This window comes from Nonomuraea sp. NPDC049709 (genome assembly GCF_040674815.1).
In the GTDB taxonomy this organism is placed as follows: Bacteria; Actinomycetota; Actinomycetes; order Streptosporangiales; family Streptosporangiaceae; genus Nonomuraea.
The window spans coordinates 28957-47565 of sequence record NZ_JBFANM010000086.1 but is presented as its reverse complement, the minus strand read 5'-3'; the positions used below and the strand labels follow the sequence as shown (position 1 = coordinate 47565).

The 18609-nt window shown below is 71.9% G+C and carries 16 protein-coding genes; 11 read left to right on the top strand and 5 right to left on the bottom strand.

Features of this window, described 5'->3' with window-relative positions:
* Positions 1-55 precede the first annotated feature (55 nt).
* Positions 56-1600 carry a M28 family metallopeptidase gene (locus AB0J69_RS51230; RefSeq protein ID WP_364133914.1) on the bottom strand — a complete coding sequence of 515 codons (1545 nt, stop codon included), beginning with the start codon at positions 1598-1600 and terminating at the stop codon, positions 56-58.
* Positions 1601-1744: 144 nt separating this feature from the next.
* Between AB0J69_RS51230 and AB0J69_RS51225 the strand changes: the two genes are divergently transcribed.
* A complete protein-coding gene (locus AB0J69_RS51225; protein ID WP_364133911.1) occupies positions 1745-2590 on the top strand; it encodes an aldo/keto reductase in 846 nt (281 codons plus the stop codon).
* 44 nt (positions 2591-2634) lie between these two features.
* Here the strand turns inward: AB0J69_RS51225 and AB0J69_RS51220 are convergent, their stop codons facing one another.
* Positions 2635-4596, bottom strand: a complete 1962-nt coding sequence (locus AB0J69_RS51220; RefSeq protein WP_364133908.1) for a glycosyl hydrolase family 18 protein — start codon at positions 4594-4596, stop codon at positions 2635-2637.
* A 234-nt stretch (positions 4597-4830) separates the two neighbouring features.
* Here AB0J69_RS51220 and AB0J69_RS51215 point away from each other — a divergent pair, with 234 nt between their 5' ends.
* The 4 genes from AB0J69_RS51215 to AB0J69_RS51200 all read left to right on the top strand — a co-directional run bounded on the left by AB0J69_RS51215 (position 4831) and on the right by AB0J69_RS51200 (position 7790).
* Positions 4831-5187 (top strand): luciferase family protein, encoded by a 357-nt coding sequence (locus tag AB0J69_RS51215; RefSeq protein ID WP_364133905.1) that lies wholly within the window; start codon positions 4831-4833, stop codon positions 5185-5187.
* 80 nt (positions 5188-5267) lie between these two features.
* The gene (locus AB0J69_RS51210; RefSeq protein WP_364133902.1) at positions 5268-6542 is read left to right on the top strand and encodes a Tm-1-like ATP-binding domain-containing protein; all 1275 of its coding nucleotides are present in this window, start codon (positions 5268-5270) and stop codon (positions 6540-6542) included.
* Positions 6539-7360: a phosphoenolpyruvate hydrolase family protein gene (locus tag AB0J69_RS51205; protein ID WP_364133899.1), complete on the top strand. Its 822-nt coding sequence runs from the start codon at positions 6539-6541 to the stop codon at positions 7358-7360. The genes AB0J69_RS51210 and AB0J69_RS51205 overlap by 4 nt, the downstream gene beginning before the upstream one ends.
* 13 nt (positions 7361-7373) lie before the next feature.
* Entirely contained in the window at positions 7374-7790 is a 417-nt protein-coding gene (locus AB0J69_RS51200; protein WP_364133896.1) for a cupin domain-containing protein, read from the top strand.
* Positions 7791-7841: 51 nt separating this feature from the next.
* On the opposite strand, the gene AB0J69_RS51195 is transcribed toward AB0J69_RS51200, so the two are convergent.
* Entirely contained in the window at positions 7842-8543 is a 702-nt protein-coding gene (locus tag AB0J69_RS51195; protein WP_364133893.1) for a 4-carboxy-4-hydroxy-2-oxoadipate aldolase/oxaloacetate decarboxylase, read from the bottom strand.
* Positions 8540-9283 carry a PIG-L deacetylase family protein gene (locus AB0J69_RS51190; RefSeq protein WP_364133890.1) on the bottom strand — a complete coding sequence of 248 codons (744 nt, stop codon included), beginning with the start codon at positions 9281-9283 and terminating at the stop codon, positions 8540-8542. The genes AB0J69_RS51195 and AB0J69_RS51190 overlap by 4 nt, the downstream gene beginning before the upstream one ends.
* Positions 9284-9439: 156 nt before the next feature.
* On the opposite strand from AB0J69_RS51190, the gene AB0J69_RS51185 reads away from it, so the two are divergent.
* Positions 9440-10255 (top strand): DUF1932 domain-containing protein, encoded by an 816-nt coding sequence (locus AB0J69_RS51185; protein ID WP_364133888.1) that lies wholly within the window; start codon positions 9440-9442, stop codon positions 10253-10255.
* A gap of 300 nt (positions 10256-10555) precedes the next feature.
* Here AB0J69_RS51185 and AB0J69_RS51180 read toward each other — a convergent pair whose 3' ends face one another.
* Positions 10556-11197, bottom strand: a complete 642-nt coding sequence (locus AB0J69_RS51180; RefSeq protein ID WP_364133886.1) for a GntR family transcriptional regulator — start codon at positions 11195-11197, stop codon at positions 10556-10558.
* Positions 11198-11432: 235 nt separating this feature from the next.
* Here AB0J69_RS51180 and AB0J69_RS51175 point away from each other — a divergent pair, with 235 nt between their 5' ends.
* From AB0J69_RS51175 to AB0J69_RS51155, 5 genes are read left to right on the top strand one after another with little or no spacing between them, the layout of a single operon-like run.
* Complete coding sequence (locus tag AB0J69_RS51175; protein ID WP_364133884.1) at positions 11433-11924, top strand: hypothetical protein; 492 nt, start codon at positions 11433-11435, stop codon at positions 11922-11924.
* Between the two features lie 34 nt (positions 11925-11958).
* Complete coding sequence (locus AB0J69_RS51170; RefSeq protein WP_364133882.1) at positions 11959-13380, top strand: hypothetical protein; 1422 nt, start codon at positions 11959-11961, stop codon at positions 13378-13380.
* Entirely contained in the window at positions 13377-14696 is a 1320-nt protein-coding gene (locus AB0J69_RS51165; protein ID WP_364133880.1) for a VWA domain-containing protein, read from the top strand. Before AB0J69_RS51170 ends, AB0J69_RS51165 begins: the two co-directional genes overlap by 4 nt.
* Before the next feature lie 11 nt (positions 14697-14707).
* Positions 14708-15823 carry an AAA family ATPase gene (locus tag AB0J69_RS51160; protein ID WP_364133878.1) on the top strand — a complete coding sequence of 372 codons (1116 nt, stop codon included), beginning with the start codon at positions 14708-14710 and terminating at the stop codon, positions 15821-15823.
* Positions 15820-18585 carry a DUF5682 family protein gene (locus AB0J69_RS51155; protein WP_364133875.1) on the top strand — a complete coding sequence of 922 codons (2766 nt, stop codon included), beginning with the start codon at positions 15820-15822 and terminating at the stop codon, positions 18583-18585. The genes AB0J69_RS51160 and AB0J69_RS51155 overlap by 4 nt, the downstream gene beginning before the upstream one ends.
* The last annotated feature ends 24 nt before the right edge of the window (positions 18586-18609 follow it).

The window sequence follows — 18609 nt, the reverse complement described above, 5'->3', positions numbered from 1 at the left end:
CCCCAAGGACGTGACCGGAGTCCGGTGGGTGGGGGAGGCGCGGGGCGGGGGCGGGTCAGCCGGCGGCGTCGGCCGGCTTGTGGGTATGGGGCGTGTGCGCGGTGCGCGCGGCCGGGGCCGGTGTCGTGGCGCCGATGGTGCCGGTGGAGTACGCGTACGTCCCCGCCAGCGTCGCGATGGCGTCCGAGTTCACGTCCAGCGCCCGGTCGTTGACGTTCCTGATCGTGTCACAGACGCTGTGGTAGCACGGGTCGAGCGGGATGCCGGCCGTCCCGCCGAAGATCGCCGCCTCCTCCTCGGTCTTGAGCACCTCGGCCCCGGTGAACAGCCCGCCCGACGGGATGCCCACCTCGATGAACGGCCCGTAGTCGGATCGGCCGGTGAAGGCCGTCGCCGTGAACGGCAGCCCGCGCCCGGCGAAGAACTTCTCGAAGTCCTCCTCGATCACGTCGGATCCGGCGGGCCCGGCGGTGCCGAACGCGTCGCCGTCACCGTCGTAGATCCCGAACGTGTAGTTGGGCGAGGCGATCATGTCGAAGTTGAGGTAGAGGGCGATCCTGGCCCGCTCCTCCTCCGTCAACGAGGTCACGTAGTGGTCGGAACCGAGCAGCCCGAACTCCTCGGCGCCCCAGAAGGCGAAGCGCATCTGGTTCTTCGGCCTGGTCTTGGCCATCTGCAGCGCGACCTCCAGGACCCCGGCGCTGCCCGAGCCGTTGTCGTTGATGCCGGGCCCCTCCTGGACGCTGTCCAGGTGGGCGCCGAGCATGACGACGTTGTCCGGGTCGCCCTTCCTGCTCTGCGCGATCACGTTGTACGTGGTCCTGGTCTCCACGATCGGGTCCCAGTTCATCTGCACCGTGGTGCCCGCCGTGGCGGCCAGCTCGTTGCCGACCTCGAAGCTGGTGAAGAAGGAGGGGATCGTCACGCCCGGCCCGTTGAGCACCGGGTTGAAGTCGATCTCGGTGCGGCCCTCCTGCCCCTCGTTGAACACGACGGCCCCGGATGCCCCGGCGGCGATGGCGTTGTCCACCTTGATGCGGAAGCTGCACGTGCCGCGCTGCATCAGCGCGACGTTGCCGGCGACGAATCCGGCGAAGTCGCTCGCCTCGCAGCCCGAGGACGAGGAGTTGGCGGCCGGCCCCGGCGGCAGCACCAGGTCCACCGGCTGTAGCGTGCCGCTGACGGCGCCCGCGGGGGAGTCCTGCATGGCGACGTAGTCGCTGAAGAATCCGTACGTGTACGTCTTCTGCTCCCCGCTGGTGCGCTTGAGTACGGGCGGGGTGACGTAGCCGTCGAAGGTGAACTCGAAGGGCTGGATCGTCACGTCGTACCCGGCGCCGCGCAGCTTGCGGGCCACGTAGTCGCGGGAGGCGTCGAAGCCGGGGGTCCCGGAGACGCGGGTGCCGCCGTTGGCGTTGGCGATGGCCTGCAAGGCGTACAGGTGCTTCTTGACGTTCTTGCCTGAGACGGCCTGCACCAGCTTGCGGACGGAATGGGCGCCCGAGTGCGCCTCGGCCGGGCCGGCGAGGGTGAGGGGGGCCAGGGCCACGGCCATGGCGGTGACGGTGCCGAGCACGCCTTTGCGTAAACGGGAACGCATGCTGCTCCTCGAAACGTGGAGGGTGAACCGGGTCAAAATTCGCACGTGCCCCGAAAGGTATTCATCGGTGGGGTGATAGGGAAGATTGACCACGTATCCGTTGCATCACGGACTTGGAACGTCACACACGAGGTGAGAGACCGCATGCCCATATCGCTCCCGTCCACCGGCACGATCGCCATCGGCGGCAAGACCGTGCACCGCCTCGGATACGGGGCCATGAGCCTCACGGGGCCCGGCGTCTGGGGGCCGCCCGGCGACCGCGACGGGGCCGTCCGGGTCCTGCGCAGGGTGGTCGAGCTGGGTGTGAACCTGATCGACACCGCCGATTCCTACGGCCCGTACGTCAACGAGGAGCTGATCCGCGAGGCCCTGCACCCGTACCCGGAGGGGTTGCTGGTCGCGACCAAGGCCGGGTTCGTGCGCACGGGGCCCGGCCAGTGGCATGCCGTGGGACGGCCCGAGTATCTGCGGCAGGAGGTCGAGATGAGCCTGCGCCGGCTCGGGGTGGACCGGCTGGACCTGCTGCAGCTGCACCGCGTCGATCCGCAGGTGCCGCTGGAGGACCAGGTCGGCGAGCTCAAGGCGCTGCGGGACGAGGGCAAGATCGACGCCATCGGTCTGTCAGAGGTGACCGTCGAGCAGTTGGAGCAGGCGCGGCGCGTCGTCGAGATCGCCAGCGTCCAGAACCGCTACAACCTCACCCTCAGGAACTCCGAGGACGTGCTGGACCACTGCGCGGCGCAGGGCATCGCGTTCATCCCCTACAGCCCCGTCGCCAAGGGCGCCCTGGCCGCGCCCGGCAGCCCGGTGGAGCACGTCGCCAAGGCCGTCGGGGCCACGCCTTCGCAGGTCAGCCTGGCCTGGCTGCTGGCCCGCTCCCCGGTCGTGGCGCCGATCCCCGGCACCTCCTCGATCGCCCACCTGGAGGAGAACCTGGCCGCCTCGACGGTGTCGCTGACGGCCGGGCAACTGAGCGAGCTGGGCTGAGGGGTGGGCCGGCCCCCAGGCGCGGAGGGCCGGCCCCGTCCGGGTCAGCCCAGGCCGGTCTTCATGGCCGTGAGCAGCTCGGCGTTGGTGGTGTCACCGCTGAGCTCCCAGAAGAACGCGCCGCCGAGGCCCTGGCTCTTCGAGTAGCTCATCTTGCCGCCGATCGTGGCCGGCGTGTCGTAGCTCCACCACTGGTTGCCGCAGTGAGCGTACGCGGTGCCCGCGACCGTGCCGGTGGCCGGGCAGCGCGTCTTGAGGACCTTGTAGTCCTCGATGCCCTGCTCGTACGTCCCCGGCGCTGCCCCCGTGGCCGTGCCGCCCGGCGCGGCCTGCGTGACCCCGGTCCAGCCGCGCCCGTAGAAGCCGATGCCGAGCAGCAGCTTGCTCGCCGGCACACCCTTGCTCTTGAGCTTCTGGATCGCGTTGTCGGAGTAGAAGCCGGCGATCGGGATGCCGCTGTAGTTGTTGAGCGGCGAGTGCGGGGCCGTCGGGCCCTGGGCCGCCCAGGCGCCGAAGTAGTCGTAGGTCATGACGTTGTACCAGTCCACGTACTGCGCCGCGCCGCCGTAGTCGGCCGCGTCGATCTTGCCGCCGTTGTTGCCGTCGGCGGTGATGGCGGCGGTCACCAGGTAGTTGGAGCCGAAGCGGGTGCGCAGGGCCGACATGACGTTCCTGAACGCGGCCGGCCCGCTGGTGTCGCAGGTCAGGCCGCAGGCGTTCGGGTATTCCCAGTCGATGTCGATGCCGTCGAAGACGTCCGCCCAGCGCGGGTCCTCGACCAGGTTGTAGCAGGAGTTGGCGAAGGCTGCCGGGTTCTGCGCGGCCTGGCCGAAGCCGCCGGACCAGGTCCAGCCGCCGAAGGAGAACAGCACCTTCAGGTGCGGGTGCTTCTTCTTGAGCTTGCGCAGCTGGTTGAAGCTGCCGCGCAGCGCGCCGGCGTCCCAGGTGTCGGCGACGCCGTCCACGCTCTCGCCCGCCTGGTAGAAGCGGTCGTAGTCGGCGTAGCTGTCGCCGATCGTGCACTGGCCGTTCTGGACGTTGCCGAAGGCGTAGTTGATGTGGGTCAGCTTGGCCGCGGAGCCGCTGGTGTCGATGTTCTTGACGTGGTATCCGCGCTGGTAGACGCCCCACTGCACGAAGTAGCCGAGCACCTTGTTCCCCCCGCCGCCGGTGCCGCCCGTGGTCGTGGCGCTGACGGAGTTGCTGTTGGCGGAGCGGTTGCCGGCGGCGTCGCGGGCGCGGACGGTGTAGGTGTAGCCGGTGTTGGCGGTCAGGCCGGTGTCGGTGTGGGTGGTGCCGGTGACGGTGGTGACGAGGGTGCCGCCGCGGTAGATCTCGTAGCCGGTGACGGCGACGTTGTCGGTGGAGGCGTTCCAGGCGAGCGTGACGCTGCTGTTGGTGACGCCGGTGGAGCGCAGGTTGCCGGGCACGCTCGGCGCGGCCGTGTCCGTGCCGCCGCCGCCCGTCGTGGTGGCGCTGACGGTGTTGCTGTTGGCGGAGCGGTTGCCGGCGGCGTCGCGGGCGCGGACGGTGTAGGTGTAGCCGGTGTTGGCGGTCAGGCCGGTGTCGGTGTGGGTGGTGCCGGTGACGGTGGTGACGAGGGTGCCGCCGCGGTAGATCTCGTAGCCGGTGACGGCGACGTTGTCGGTGGAGGCGTTCCAGGCGAGCGTGACGCTGCTGTTGGTGACGCCGGTGGAGCGCAGGTTGCCGGGCACGCTCGGCGCGGCCGTGTCCGTGCCGCCGCCGCCCGTGGTCTTCCACAGGGCCGGGACGTTCGAGGGCTCCCAGCCGGGCTGGGAGGTGTGGCTCTGGACGCATTCGTACTCGACGCCGTTGTACGTGACGCGCGTGCCCGCCGTGTACGCCGTCCACGGCGCCCAGTCGGCGAACGCGACCTGCGCCGCGGACACGGCCGAAGCCCCGGCCGGGGCGGCGACGACCGCGGTGAGGGGCAGCACTAAGGCCGCCAGTCCGGCGAGGACCTTGCTCAGGATGGTGTGTCTCATGATGCTCCGACATCCGGTTGGGGGGTGTACGGGGGGTGGGATGCCAGGAAACTATTAGGAAAGTTTCCTTTTAATTATGAGACGACGTTAACTCCGGGCTGCGGAAGGCGTCAATACGTAGCGGTCAGATCGTGAAATCGCGGCGCGGCGTACTCTCCCTCGCGGGCGAGGGCGTGGATAACGGTTGCGGAACGGACGCTGACGCGGGGTGCGGCCGTGGCGCAGCATTGAGGTGTGGCAGGAATTACCGCCCGGTGGCGGGCGGCTGAACGCCGGGGGCCGTACGTGGTCCGTGCGGTCGCGGAGTTGCGGTCCTGGCCGGCGCTGGTGGTGAGCGACACCCGGCGCGGCCCCGTCTTCGCCGTGCGCGGCACCGAGATCCTGCGGCTGACCGGCTCGGCCGAGGTGCAGGTGCGCCTGACCGCCCCCGCGATCGACCGGCTCGGGCCCTACCTGCGCGAATGCGACCAGGTGCAGGCCTGCCCCGACCGCGCCTGGGTGGCCGTGCAGGTGGACGCGGAGCCGGACCTGGAGCTGCTGTTCGCCCTCACGAGCGTGGCGATCAAGGCCCACGTGCCCGTGGAGGCGTGACCGTCCCCGCCTCGGGGGAGGCTGCAGGGTGGCGCTGTGGCGCTGTGGCAGCGAACCGGGGCTCGAAGGAGGGTCGGCGCATGGCCGTGTTGTTGCTGGGGACCTTCGACACCAAGGGCGGCGAGTACGCCTACGTCCGTGACCTGGTCACGGCGGCGGGCCAGGAGGTGGTGCTGCTCGACGCGGGCGTCATGGGCACCCCGTCCCTGACCCCCGACGTGACGGCGGCGGCCGTCGCCGAGGCGGGCGGGAGCGGTCTGGAGCAGCTGAGGAGCGCGGGCGACCGTGGCGCCGCGCTGCGGGTGATGGCGGGCGGGGCGGTGGCCGTCGCGCGGGACCTGTACGCGCGGGGGCGGCTGAGCGGCGTGCTGGCGCTGGGCGGCAGCGGCGGCTCCTCCATCGCGGCGGCCGTCATGGCGGCACTGCCCGTGGGGCTGCCCAAGCTGCTCGTCTCCACCATGGCCGGCGGTGACGTGTCGGCGTACGTCGGCCAGAGCGACGTGACGCTCATGTACAGCGTCGTCGACGTGGCCGGGATCAACTCGATCTCCCGCCAGATCCTCGGCAACGCGGCGGCCGCGATCGCCGCGATGTCGGCCGCGTACGACGCCCGTGCGGCCGCCGGCCACCCAGGCGGCGCGCGGCAGGACGACCGCCGCCCGGGCGAGGCGCGGCAGGACGACCGGCCGCTGGTGGCGGCCACGATGTTCGGCGTCACCACGCCCGCCGTGGACGCCGCCCGGGCCCGGCTCGAGGAATTGGGCTACGAGGTGCTCGTGTTCCACGCCACCGGGTCCGGCGGGCGGGCCATGGAGGCGCTCGTCGCGAGCGGCTACTTCGCCGGGGTGCTCGACCTCACCACCACCGAGTTGGCCGACGAGCTGGTCGGCGGCGTCCTGTCGGCCGGGCCGGACCGCCTGACCGCCGCCGGGGCCGCCGGCGTGCCGCAGGTCGTCAGCCTGGGCGCGGTGGACATGGTCAACTTCGGCCCGATGGACACCGTGCCCGAGCGGTTCAGGGACCGCCTGCTGCTGGTGCACAACCCCACCGTGACGCTGATGCGGACCACGCCGGCCGAGAACGCGGAGCTCGGCCGGACGATCGGCGCCAAGCTGGCCGCCGCCACCGGGCCGGTCGCGTTGTTCGTGCCGCGCGGCGGCGTCTCCGCCGTGGACGTCGAGGGCGGCCCCTTCCACGACCCGGCCGCCGACGCCGCCTGCTTCGAGGCCGTGCTGCGGGCCGTGGCGGGCAGCGACGTGCAGGTGGTGGAGAGCGAGGACGACATCAACCGGTCCCGGTTCGCGGTCGCGGCCGCCGACCGGCTGCACGAGCTGATCCAGAAGGGAAGAGCATGAACCGGGACGAGGCGCTCGGCAGGCTGCACGGCGAGCGGAAGGCCGGCCGGCTGATCATCGGGGCCGGCGCGGGCACGGGACTGTCCGCCAAGGCGGCCGAGGCCGGCGGCGTGGATCTGATCATCATCTACAACTCCGGCCGGTTCAGGATGGCCGGGCGCGGCTCGCTGGCGGGGCTGCTGCCGTACGGGGACGCCAACGCCATCGTGGTCGAGATGGCCGGCGAGGTGCTGCCGGTGGTCAAGGACACCCCCGTGCTGGCCGGGGTGTGCGGCACCGACCCGTTCCGGCTCATGCCGCAGTTCCTCGACCAGCTGAACGCGATGGGCTTCACCGGCGTCCAGAACTTCCCCACCGTCGGCCTCATCGACGGCGTCTTCCGGGCCAACCTGGAGGAGACCGGCATGGGTTTCGACCTGGAGGTCGAGATGATCAGGCTGGCGGCCGAGCGCGGCCTGCTCACCGCCCCCTACGTGTTCAACGCCGAGCAGGCCACGGCCATGGCGGAGGCGGGCGCCGACATCCTCGTGCCGCACATGGGCCTGACCACCAAGGGCAGCATCGGCGCCAAGACCGCGCTCACCCTCGACGAGTCGGCCGTACGCGTCCAGGAGATGCACGACGCCGCCGTGGCGGTGAACCCCGACGTCATCGTCCTGTGCCACGGCGGCCCCATCGCCGAGCCGGACGACGTCCGCCACATCCAGGAGCGCACCTCCGGCGTCGCGGGCTTCTTCGGCGCCTCCTCGATGGAACGCCTGCCCGCCGAGCGCGCCATCGCCGACCAGCTCCGCGCCTTCAAGAACCTGCCCGCGTAGGAGGGACCACGCCATGCACCGCGAACCGGACTCCGTACCCACGATGCTCTTCGACTGGGGCTCCATCAAATGGCACGTGACGCCCGGCAGCGTGCCCGGCGCCTCGTCCACGCTGGGCGAGGTCGTGATCAACCCGAACAAGGGGCACGACCGCCACCAGCATCCCTTCTCCGACGAGGTCCTCTACATCATCGAGGGAGAGGGACGCCAGACGGTCGGCGACGGGCCCGAGTTCGCGGTCAGGGCCGGTGACGCCGTGTGGATCCCCATGGGGACCATGCACTCGACGTTCAACACGGGGTGGCGGCCGATGCGGATCATCGCGACGTACACGCCGGGCGGGGCCGAGGAGGCGCTGCGCGACCTGCCGGACTTCGTCGAGCTGGCGCCCGGCGAGCACCCCACCTGGGAGGCCGTCAAGCAGGGCTGACCGGCGGCGCCCTTCGAGGTGCCGCCCCGCATCAGCATGCAGGGCACACCGTCATCGGGCACGGTCGTACTCCTCCGCCGTCATGTACGTGATGCCGAGCTCCGGCAGGCGCTCGCGCAACCCGTACCGGTCGAGGCCGAGCTCGCCCTTCTCGAACGCCTCGCGCGTGGCGGCCTCCTTGGCGGCCCGCGCGGCGGCCGCCTCGATACCGCGCTCCAGGTCCGCGCGCGGGCACACCAGCACCCCGTCGTCGTCGGCGATGACCGTGTCGCCCGGCCGGACCAGCTGGCCGCCGATCGTGACGGGTACGTTGACCGCGCCCGGGGTCGCCTTCACGGTGCCCTGCGCGCTGACGGCCGCGCTCCAGGCCGGGAAGCCCATCGCCCGCAGCTCCGCCACGTCGCGCACGCCCGCGTCGATCACCACCCCGCGCACCCCGCGGTGCCTCAGCGCGGTCGCGAACAGCTCCCCGAACATGCCGTCCGTGGACGGCGAGGTCGTGGCGACGACCAGGAGATCGCCCTCGCGGCACTGCTCGACCGCGACGTGGATCATCAGGTTGTCGCCCGGCCAGCACAGCACGGTGACCGCGTTCCCGCCCGTCCTCGCTCCCGGCCAGGCGGGACGCAGCCCGGGGCCCAGGTAGCCGGTGCGGCCGAGGGCCTCGTGCACGGTCGCCACGCCGTACGCGGCCAGGGCGTCGACCCGGCCGGGAGCCGAGCGCGGGATGTCGGTGACAACCACGTTCCTCATGCGAGCACGTCCGTCACCTGCGGGTACAGCCGCATGTACGCCTCGCCCATGGTGTCGTGCGCCAGCCCCAGGTTGGGGCCCGCGTTGCGTTTGAGCTGCACGCCGCGGCGCTTGGCCAGGTCGGTGTAGTAGTCCCACATGTGCTGCTGGGCCGGCAGGCACTCCATCGCCTTGCGCTTCCGGTCGAAGACCGGGGTGATGTCGAGCAGCAGGTCCGGCTTGAAGTCGCACTGCTCGGGCTGGTGCGGCTCGAAGAAGAACACGGGCGGGGCGCCGAGCGGCTCGCCGGGCGCGTCGTAGCCCGCGGCCTGCGCCAGCACGCGCGCCTGCAGCGCCATGCGGGCCGCCGCCGGGTGGTCGCCGTTGTACGGGTCGGCCAGCGGGTGGGTGAGCACCACGTCGGGCTCGGTGTCGCGGTAGACGCGTACCAGGCGATCCACCAGTTCCTGGCTCTCCACCAGGGGGTAGTCGCCGGCGTCGAAGAACTCGATCTCGGCGCCCAGGGCCGCGGCGGCGTTCTGCGCCTCCTCGCGGCGGATCGCCTTGATCTCTTCCAGCGTGCGGCCGGCGCGCCACGCCTTTGCGGACTCGCCGCGCTCGCCGAAGCTGAGGCAGACCACCTTGGCGTGCTCGCCGCGGGCGGCGGCGAGGGCTATCGCGCCGCCGGCGCGCCAGACGAAGTCGCCCGCGTGGGCACTGATCACCAGGAGGGTGCGGGGGAAGGTCTTTTCCGAAGTCACTTGCCGACGCTAAGAGCCGAACGGACGGATTGTCAACACTTTCATCGCCAATGTGGTGTTGTGGGCAAGTATCTGGCTGGCTGGCGGGAAGCTCCGACAATATTGTCAACCATGCGGCTTCTCTGAGGCGGGGAGCCCTGGTCGTGGAGGATGCTCATGGACGGACCCCAGGTGGCGTTGCTCGGTTACGGCGAGGTCGGCCACGTCCTCGCGGACGGCCTCGCACCATGCGTACGCCTACGCGTGTACGACCCGGCCTACCCATCGGGGAGCACGCCCTCCTGCGAGCTGGTTGCCCGCAACGCCGATGCGGTGCACGGGGCCGACGTCGTGATCGCCGTGACCACGGGGGCCGACAGCTTCGCCGCCTGCGCCGAGTCCCGGCCCCATCTCAAGCCCGGCGTCCTCTACGCCGACCTGTCCACGGGGGCGCCCGGCGACAAGCGGCGGATCGCGGAGCTGCTGGAGCCGGACGGGGTGGCGGTCGTGGACGGCGCGATCATGGCCCCGATCCCGCTGCGCGGCCTGGCCACGCCGGTGCTGGCCAGCGGGAAGCACGCGGACCGGTTCGCCGCCTTCGCCGGCGGCCACGGCATGGACGTCACCCCGATCGGCGGCTCGCCCGGGGACGCCGCCGCCCGGAAGTTGCTGCGCAGCGTGCTGGTGAAGGGCCTGAGCGCGCTGGTCATCGAGGCGCAGCGGGCGGCGCGGGCGGCGGGGCTGGGGGAGTGGTTCTGGGAGCACGCGCTGGAGACGGTGACGGAGGCCGACGAGGAGTTCGTGGTCCGGCTGCTGCGGGGGGCGGGGCAGCACGGGGTACGGCGGGTGCACGAGATGGAGGCGGCCACGCGGATGCTGGAGGAGCTGGGCGTACCCCGCACGATGACGGAGGCCACCACTGTCACCCTCGACCACGTGACCCGCACCGGCACCCCACCCATCCCCGGCCCGGCCACCCGCCCCACCACGTAACCGCCCCACCACGTAACCGCCCACCACGTAACCGCTCCGCCGCCCGCCGCACCCGCCGCGCTGCACCCGCCGCCCGCCGCACCCCCGCCGGCCTGCTTTCCGGACCGTCACCCTCCCGGGACCCTCGGCGTCCCGAGCCGACGGCGCGTGGGGCGGGTGTCGAGCAGGTGTGGCCGGGGGGTCGGACGGGGCGTCGGGCAGGCGTCGGACGAGGCGTGGGTCGGGGTGCCGGACGGGCGCCGGACGGGTGTGTCGGGCGGGTGCGTCCAGTGGGGCGGGGGTGCCGGGGCGATGGGGGCGTCAGTCGGGGCTGGCCTCCAGGGCCTTGGCGACGCTGCGGAGGTGCTGCTGCATGGCCGTCTGTGCCGCCTCCGGGTCGCGGGCCACGATGGCCGCCACGATCAGCTCGTGCTGCGGCAGCGACACCCCGGCCCGCCCCGGCTGCCGGGCCAGCCGGAACTTGTGCCGCACCACCTGCGCCCCCAGCCGCTCGATGATCGCCGCCGACGTACGGTGCCCGGCGATCGCGCGGATCCTGGCGTGCAGGGCGGCGTTCAGTTCCGAGTAGCGGTCCAGGTCCCCCGCCTCCACGGCCGTGCGCATGTCGGTGACGATCCCCCTCAGCTCCCCGGTCTGCTCGGGCGTGACCCGTTCCGCGGCCTTGGCGGCCGACAGGCCCTCGAGGACCATCCGCACCTCCGTGATCTCGACGGCTTCCGCCTTCGAGATCGCCCGGACCCGGGCCCCCTTGTTCCGGAGGATCTCGACGAGCCCCTCCCCGGCGAGCTCCTTGAACGTCTCGCGCACGGCGGCCCGCGGGGCGCCGAACTGCTCGCAGACGTCGGCCTCGACGAGCCGCTGGCTGGGCACGAAATCGCCGTCGAGTATGGCCGACCTGACCCGGTCGGTCAGCGTTTCCTCCCGCGGGGACCCTGGGGTCACGCGATCCTCCCGGCGCCGTGCATACATGTCTCGGTTGACAATATTATGGACAATCTCCGGAGCGCAGGCGCGCGCCCGAAAGCCGGGAGCCCGGCCCGCCGCAGGGTTTGATCATTTAGGCCCGATCTGTCGGTGCCCTCCGGTAAGTTCCCGGATCATTCGATCAGCCGGTCGTGCAGGCCCGGGCACCCCCGCCCGCGCCCGCGAACCGGCCGGGGCGGGAGGTTCTGAGGCCGTGGACGCGGACACAACCGCGTGGGAAGAGCGCAGCGTGCTCCGGGTGGTGTCACCTGTGGAGCCGCGCAAGCTGGCGAAGGTGCCCTTCGTCGAGCTGGCCGACGGCCGGCTGCAGGGCGTCGTGTCGAGCGGGTCCGACATCGAGCGGGTCTACGTCTCGTCGATCACCGCCGGCACTCATGCGCTGAGCTGCAGCACCAACAACAACCGGCCGTGCGGCGCGTTGCACGGCTACGCGTGCAAGCACATCAACCAGCTGGCCGACGAGGCGGTCGTGCAGTACGGGCTCGACCGGGTGGCCCGCTACCTGCGGGTCGAGGTCCCCGAGGGCGGCCAGTTGATGCAGCACGTCAACGGGCACGTCGAGCGCACCCCGGCGGCCGTCGTGTTCAGCCGGTTCCTGCGCCACCTGGCCTACCTGGAGGTGCCCGACAGCACCGCGCCGCTGGCCGAACTGCACTGGTTCCCGGCGATGGGGGCGGTGCGCTGATGCCCGACCGATCTGCTGGCAAGGTGGTCTGCTGATGCTCGACGTACAGCTGAGCGAGTTGCTCGGCGCGGCTCCCTCCGGGGCCGGCGAGGCGCTCGACCTGGTGGCGGGGTTCGACGGCGCGCTCACCCACGGGTTCGCCCGGATCGGGGAGGAGCCGGCCGCGGCGCTGGCCGCCCTGGCGGGCGCGCTGGCGGGCACCCCCGTCGGCGAGCGCGTGAGCGAGGCCGTGGAGAAGGTGAGCGCGGGGTCGGTCGGCGACGAGCATCTGGCGGCGCTGGCCGGGGCGCGGGCGGCGCTGTTCGGCGCGGTCCACGACGCGCTGCTCGGCCGCCTGGACGCGGCGCTGGGCCGCACGCGAGCGGCCTGGGAGCCCGCCGGCGACCCCGCCGGCGACAGGGCCGGCGACAGGGCCGGCGACAGGGCGGAGGTGGCGGACAACCTGCTCGCCGGGTGCCGGGTCTGGCTGCGCGAGCTGGCCATCGTCGGCTGGCGCGGCGTCGACCACGACCTGGTCTCCTCCGCCGACCAGACGATCGAGGCGCTGCTGGCCGTGCCCGAGCTGCGCGGGCTGGCGGTGCTGCTCGACGGGCTGGCGACCGAGCTGCGGGCCTCGTGCCCGGTCGCGACGATGGAGCGCGTGCCCGTCCGCAGGTGGGCCGACCTGTGGACGCGCGCCATGCTGCTGTCCCAGCGGGGTCCCTGGAGCGCCGGGGGCGAGCGGGTCTCGGGGCGGCTGCTGATCCTGGGCGCCGACGTCCACGAGCACGCCACCGCCGTACGCGTCCAGGTCCACGGCATCCTGGAGGCCGCCGGAGGCGCGCCCGCCCGGCTCGTACGCACGAGCGTGGCCGCCGCCAAGGTCGACACCATCGTCGGCCCGACCGTGTGGCGGCTGCTGGGCGGCCACCCCGTGCTGCTGGCCGCGCTGGCCGAGCACCGGGCCGTGGAGATCACGGACATGCCGCTGCTGTCCGGCGGCGACCTGGTGTGGCACGACGACCGGGCCCGCGCGGGCGAGGAGGCCGACCCGTTCGCCATCGCGCGCGTGCAGCTCGCCGAGGTGACGGCGCCGCCGGTGACGCCGCTCGACCGGCATCCCGTGCGCATCGCCGAGCCCGTCCTCGTCGAGGGCTACAAGACCGACGGCCGGGCGTTCGACCTGGGCGGTCACACGATCAGGCTCGACCTCGACCGGCTGCCGTCCGCGGGCCCGCTCACCCCCGAGCTGGTCAAGGCCTCCACGGCCTGCGTCGGGCTGGTGCGCTGGGACGCCGGGCAGTGGTCGCTCCAGCCGCTCGCTGTGCAGGCGACGGTCAAGAAGAAGCCGGTCACCGCGCACAACGGCGACTGGGCGATGGGCCCCACCGACCCCAAGGTGGTCAAGGCCGAGGCCAAGGCCGGCGACGTGGTCGCCGTGCTGCGCGAACGGGCGGGACGGCTGCTGCGGAAATGACCGAGACGACCGAAGTGTCACAGACCGCCGACCAGACCCGGCGTCAGGTGCTCTACTGGCGCCTGCTGTCCCGGCTGTTCGGTTCCGACGAGCAGCCCGCGCTGGAGACCTCCAGCCTCGGCATCGTCGGTGACCTCGGCCTGCCGCTCGCGCTGCTCGACCCGGGGGTGTCGGTGGACAACCTGGTGCAGCGCTTCCCCGAGCTGGCCGCCGAGTTCCAAGGCCTGATGGCCGAGACGGAGCACGAGGCGGGCGACGAGGTGCGTCGCGCCGCACTCGTCTCCAAGCTGCTGCTGAACGTGTTCTCGACGGGCTCGGGCAACGTCACCGCCGCCCAGCTGGAGAGCTGGAAGCAGGACGCGGCCTGGTTCGAGCGCGGCATGGGCTGCGAGGCCGGTGGGCTGCGCCACAGCCCAGGCGGTGAAGAGCTGGCCAAGGTGCTCGCCGGCCTGGAGGGCGACCTGGTCAAGCGCATGCGCCTGCGCGAGGTGCTCGCCGACCCGGCCCTGGCCAAGCAGCTCACGCCCAGCATGTCGCTCATCGAGCAGCTGCTGCGCGACAAGTCCAACCTGTCGGGCGTCGCGCTGGCCAACGCCAAGGCGCTGATCCGCCGATACGTGGACGAGGTCGCCGAGGTGCTGCGCACGCAGGTGGAGAAGACCAGCGCGGGCGTCATCGACCGGTCGGTGCCGCCGAAGCGGGTCTTCCGCAACCTCGACGTCGAGCGCACGATCTGGAAGAACCTCACCAACTGGAGCCCCGAGGACCAGCGGCTCTACGTCGACCGGCTCTACTACAAGCAGACGGCCCACCGCACCACCCCGGCCCGCCTGATCGTGGTCGTCGACCAGTCGGGCTCGATGGTGGACTCGATGGTCAACTGCACCATCCTGGCCTCGATCTTCGCCGGGCTGCCGAAGGTCGACGTGCACCTGATCGCCTACGACACCCGGGCCATCGACCTGACCCCGTGGGTGCAGGACCCGTTCGAGGTGCTGCTGCGTACCAAGCTCGGCGGCGGCAACGACGGGCCGGTGGCGATGGCCATGGCGCGCCCGAAGATCAGCGATCCGCGCAACACCGTGATGGTGTGGATCTCCGACTTCTACGAGTTCGACCGCTCCCAGCCGTTGTACGACGGCATCGAGGCCGTGCACCGCTCGGGCGTGAAGTTCATCCCCGTCGGCTCGGTCAACAGCTCGGGCGTCCAGAGCGTCGAGCCGTGGTTCCGCAAGAAATTCAAGGACCTGGGCACTCCGGTGATCTCGGGCCACATCCACAAGCTCGTGTTCGAGCTCAAGAACTTTCTCACCTAGGAGACCCGCGAATGAGTGACGATATGCTGCGCGCCCCCGCAGAGGTGAAGTACGCGGAGGAGCTCGACTGGCTGGAGTCGGTCGACGACGGCCCCAAGCCGTTCTCGTGGCGGCTCAGCCCCCGCATGATCAGGCTGTTCATCCTCGGCTCCGAGCGCTCCGACGGGCTCGACCGGGACATCCCGCAGAAGTGGTTCGGCGACCGCAGCTTCGTCGAGCGCGCCATCGTGACGCTGGCCTCCGACCGGGGCCTGCTGCTGATCGGCGACCCGGGCACCGGCAAGAGCTGGCTGGCCGAGCTGCTGGCGGCGGCCATCTGCCGCAACTCCACGCTCGTGGTCCAGGGCACCGCCGGCACCACCGAGGACCACATCAAATACTCGTGGAACGTCTCCATGGTCATCGCCAAGGGCCAGTCCCGCCAGTCGATGATCCCCTCGCCGATCATGACGGCGATGGAGCAGGGCGTGATCGGCCGCTTCGAGGAGCTGACCCGCTCGACGAGCGACGTGCAGGACGCGCTCATCTCGATCCTGTCGGAGAAGTACGTCTCCATCCCCGAGCTCGACGACGACAACATCGTCTTCGCCCAGCCCGGCTTCTCCATCATCGCCACCGCCAACAGCCGCGACCGGGGCGTCAACGACCTGTCGTCCGCGCTCAAGCGCCGCTTCAACTTCGTCCGCATCCCGGTCGTGACGAACAAGAAGAGCGAGGCGGAGATCGTCCGCTTCCGTACGGAGGAGCTGCTGCGCAGGCACCGGATCGAGCTGGACCTGCCGCCCACGCTGCTGGACATCCTGCTGCAGAGCTTCGCCGACCTGCGCTCGGCGGCGGCCTCGGCCACCAGCGACGACGAGAAGCTGGAGTCGGCGCTGTCCACCGCCGAGCAGATCGGCGTGCTGGAGGACGCCATCCTGCACAGCCACTTCTTCGGCGACCGGGTGCTGCGCGCGCAGACGCTGGCCGGGTCGCTGGTCGGCTCGCTGGCCCGGCGCAGCCCCGAGGACCTGGCGATCCTCAACAAGTACTGGCACGGCGTCGTCGAGCCGCGCAGCAAGAAGGACGGCGGGGAGTGGCCGGAGTTCCTCGAGGGCGGCCGCGAGGCCATCTCCACGCTCTCATGACCGGTCGGACGAGCCCCTTCGGCGAGCTCCGGGGGCAGCTCCTCGACGCCGCCGAGAAGTTCGCCGGCGGTCCCGTCGCCGTGTCCGAGATCCTGGCGGGCCTGGTCGACGACGTGGACCGGGCGCTGCGCGAGGAGCTGGAGATCTTCCCGGTCTGCCACCACTCGCCGGCCTCGGGGCTGGCGATGGTGCGCAGGCTGCGCGAGAAGCAGCCGAAGGTCATCTACCTGGAGCTGTGCGAGGACCTGCAGCCGCTGCTGACGGAGCTGCGCAACTGCCGGCTGCCGGTGGCGGTGCAGGCGTTCGCGACCGACATCGACGGCTTCCCGAAGGAGTGGGCGCCGCTCAGCGTGGTGGCGCCCATCACCGAGGCGTCGGCCGAATACCAGGCCATCTCCTACGCGCTGGAGACCCCGGGCGTCGAGCTGGTGCTGGTGGACCGCTCGACCGACCACGTCTTCCAGTGGGCGCCCAGGGAGGATCCGCAGGCCGCCCCCAAGGAGCAGGAGGAGACGGGCCTGCACGGTGACGCGGTCGGCGTCGAGATCGGCGACCTGCGTCCCCGCTTCGCCGAGTTGGAGGAGCACCTGCTGCACCACGGCAAGGTGCGCCACTGGTCGGAGTGGTGGGACCAGTACGTCGAGCAGCCCCTGTCCGGGGCCGACTACGACACCTACCGCCAGGTCATGGTGCTGATCGGCAGCCTGTTCCGCCGGCTCGGCCCCGGCGGCGACCGGCTGGCCGTGGACGAGGACCGCGAGCGTTACATGTGGACCAGGATGCGCGAGCACCTGGCCGCGTCCGGCGCCGACCCGGCCGACTGCCTCTACGTCTGCGGCGCCTTCCACGCCGCCAGCCGCGTCGAGCAGTTCGGCGTGCGGTCCACGACCACCTTCGAGATCAGCCCGCGCACCGGGACGAAATGGCTGTACGGCCTCATCCCGTCCAGCCACTCGGCCATCGAGGCGCAGTTCGGGCTGGCCTCCGGCTCGGTGTCCATCGCGGCGGCGACCTGGGCCAAGGCGCTGACGCGGAGCAGGCTGACCCCGTTCCAGCTGGCCGGGCAGAAGGGCGCCCGCAAGCGCGCGGCCAAGCTGCCCGCGCCGGTGGCGCCGGGCGAGGTGGCCGACAAGCTGACCGGGTTCCTGTCCAGGCCGCCCGCTCTCGACGCCCTCGACGAGGCCGAGCTGCTCGGCTGGTCCGTGGACATCGTGCGGCTGGCCCGCCGCAACGGCTACCTGGCCAGCACCGCCGACGCGATCGCGGTCTACGAGACCTCGATCCTGCTCGCCGGCATGCGCAACCGGGCCAGGCCCACCCCGTACGACTTCCAGGACGCGGCCGTCACCTGCATCGAGAAGGACGTCGTGCCGGGCCGGCGCGACGTGCGGCGGCTGTGCGAGATCCTGCTCGGCGGCGACCGCGCCGGCGAGGTGGGCTACGACGCGCTGCCGCCGCTGGCCAGGGACGTCTACGACCGGCTCGCGCCGCTCGGGCTCGACCTGGAGAAGCGGACGATCCAGCGGGCGCTGCTCGACCTCAACGCCGAGCCGGACCTGGTGCCCTGCTCAGACGTGCTGTGGATGCTGCGTTACCTGCTGCCCTCCGACGCGGTGCGGCCCATCATGGGCGAGCGCAGGCTGGGGGAGCGTTCGATCCAGGAGAGCTGGGACCTGTCGTTCGGCAAGCACCAGCGCTCCATCATCGAGCTCGGCTACGAGGGCGTCACCATCGAGCAGGTGCTGGAGCAGCGGCTGCGGCGCTCGGTGCGCGACCCCAAGGCCACCGCCGCCGTGGCGCTGGCGGCGGTGGAGGACGCCGTGCTGTTCCTGGGCAGCCGGCGCTTCACCGACGAGCTCGGGGCGCGGGCGGTGGAGCTGCTCGCCGCCGAGCGCACCGTGGACGACGCGCCGGAGGTGCTGCGCCGGATCCGGCGGCTGCTGGCGTACTACCGGGCCAACGAGCCCGAGCTGCCGGCCTGGTGCGAGGCGTTCGTGACGGCCGGTTACGCGCACTACTGCACGCTGCTGCCGACGTCCTTCGTGGACGACGACACCGGCGTGCGGCAGGTGGCGGCCATGCTGGGGTTCCTGTTCTCGATGGAGAGCCTGGCCCTGGCGCTGGGCTGCGACCGGGCCCAGCTCGAGATCGCGGTGCAGCAGTCGCATCCGGAGGCGCCGGCCAAGGTGGCGCTGCTGTGGGCGGCCCGCCACCAGCTCGGGCTGCTGCCGCTGGAGGAGCTGCGGGCGCGCTGCGACGAGCTGCTGGCCAACCCGCTGGTCATCCCGTCGTTCCCGCAGTACATCACCGGGTTCGTGCAGGCGATGGAGCCGGCTCCGGCGCTGTCCGGGTTCGTGGTGGAGGTGATCTCCAAGGCGTTCGGGCGGCTGCCGGACAACGTGCTGCTGCCGTGGCTGCCCAAGCTGATCACGACGCTGAAGGACGGGGCGGCAGAGCTGGTGCCGGTGCTCGTACGCGAGGCCGGGCGCACGTTCCCCGGCTCGCTGACGGCCGTGGACGCCTGGGTGCCGCCGTGGACCGCCCGCCCCAGGCCCGCTCCCGCCGCGTCCGCCCCGGTGGCGTCGGGGCCGGTGGCGGAGCTGCTCATGGGGCATCCGGCGGCCTGCGACGCGGTGGCGGAGCTGCTCGGCTGCGCGGGCGAGTGGCGCGCGCCCGGCAGCGGCGGCGGCCACCCTGAGGTGAGCGCCCTGCTCGCCGCCCACCCCGAACCGGCGCTGGCGGTGGCGGGCCTGCTGGCCTGAGCCCGCCTGCCGTCCCGCCTCCAT